Origin of the sequence: Micromonospora sp. R77, from assembly GCF_022747945.1 — a bacterium.
GTDB lineage: Bacteria > Actinomycetota > Actinomycetes > Mycobacteriales > Micromonosporaceae > Micromonospora.
The window spans coordinates 1-1489 of sequence record NZ_JALDST010000018.1 but is presented as its reverse complement, the minus strand read 5'-3'; the positions used below and the strand labels follow the sequence as shown (position 1 = coordinate 1489).

2 protein-coding genes are annotated in these 1489 nt (G+C 76.6%); both read left to right on the top strand.

Annotation, left to right across the window (positions count from 1 at the left end; genetic code table 11):
- The coding region (locus MRQ36_RS32885; RefSeq protein ID WP_242801724.1) for a TetR/AcrR family transcriptional regulator at nt 1–604 on the top strand (604 nt) is incomplete at its 5' end.
- Nucleotides 601–1302 carry a molybdopterin-dependent oxidoreductase gene (locus tag MRQ36_RS32880; RefSeq protein ID WP_242798383.1) on the top strand — a complete coding sequence of 234 codons (702 nt, stop codon included), beginning with the start codon at nt 601–603 and terminating at the stop codon, nt 1300–1302. The genes MRQ36_RS32885 and MRQ36_RS32880, both read left to right, overlap by 4 nt.
- Nucleotides 1303–1489 lie beyond the last annotated feature (187 nt).

Genomic DNA, 1489 nt, shown 5'->3' with positions numbered 1-1489 from the left:
GCTCGGACGGTACCGTACGGCGATGGGCCAGGAGGCGCGGCGCGGCCGACTCGGCGCCGAGGACTGGGCGCGGGCGGCCCTCGACGTGATCGGTGAGCAGGGCGTCGCGGCGGTGGCCGTCGAGCCCATCGCGGTCCGCCTCGGTGCCACCAAGGGCAGCTTCTACTGGCACTTCCCCAACCGGGACGCACTCGTCACCGCGGCGCTCGCCCGCTGGGAACAGGAGCACACCCAGGCGGTGATCGACGGGCTGGACGAGGCCGCGACGCCCACCGAACGGGTGCGTTCGATCCTGGCCAGCACCGTCAGCGCCGACCCGCTGCGCGCCCGGGTGGAGGTCAACCTGCTGGCCGCGGCCGACCACCCGCTGGTCGCGCCCACGATGGACCGTGTGGTCCGGCGCCGGCTGGCGACCCTGCGGGCGCTCTTCGCCGGTGCCGGCTTCGCGGCCGACGAGGCGGACCGGCGGGCCGTGCTCGCCTACACCACCTATGTCGGGCACCTGCAACTGATGGTGCGGATGCCGGGACTGATGCCGCAGAGCCGTGCCGCCCGGTCGGCCTACCTGGAGACGGCCCTCGGTGTGATCACCGAGGGGACGTGACCGTGCCGTCCGGCCACGTCGGCGCCGCGGCGCTGCCGCCGGGCCAGCGTCCGGCCCCGCTGGCCCGCTTCGGGCTGCCCCGGTTCGCCGGGGTGGTCCCGGTGCCGCCGCCGCATCCGGTGCTCACCGTCGGCGGCGTCGTACGCCACCCCACCCAGCTGGCCGTCGCCGAGCTGACCGGCCTGCCGTCCCGGCGTGAGGTCCACGCCGCCCTGCACTGCGTGACCACCTGGTCCGCGACGGGGCTGCGCTGGGGCGGCGTCCCGTTCGCCGCCGTGCACGAACTGGTCACCGGGCTCGTCCGGCCGCATCCGCGCGCCACCTGGGTGACCGTCACCGGCCTCGACGGCTACCGCGCCTGCCTGCGGCTCGATGACGCCCTCGCCGACGACGTCCTGCTCGCCGACAGCCTCGACGGCGAGCCGCTGACCGGGCCGCACGGGGCGCCGCTGCGGCTCGTCGTACCCCGGTCGTACGGGTACAAGAGCGTCCGGCACGTCTGCGCCCTCGACTACCGGCTGGCCTACGACGCGGGCTCGGCGGGCTGGCTCGCCCACCCGCGCGGGCGGGTCGACCGGGAGGAACGCAGCCGGCTGCTGCCCGGCCCGGTGTGGCGGGCGGTCTGGCGTAACACCCAGCCCTCGGTGCGCCGCGCCTACCGGTCCGGACCGGCTCCCCAGCGGTCCGATCCGGAGTGACCCGCCCTGCGCCGGAGCCGTCGGTCAGTGGGTGTCGGGATGGACGGTCGCCTGCACCTGGCCCGCCGGCCCGATCGGGCGGTGGGCGGTGGTGGCCGGCGTGCCGGGGATGACCGCCGTGGCCGGGTTCGACGGCGTGGCCGGAACGGCCGGGATGGTCGGGATCCGCTCCGGCCGGCTGGGCACC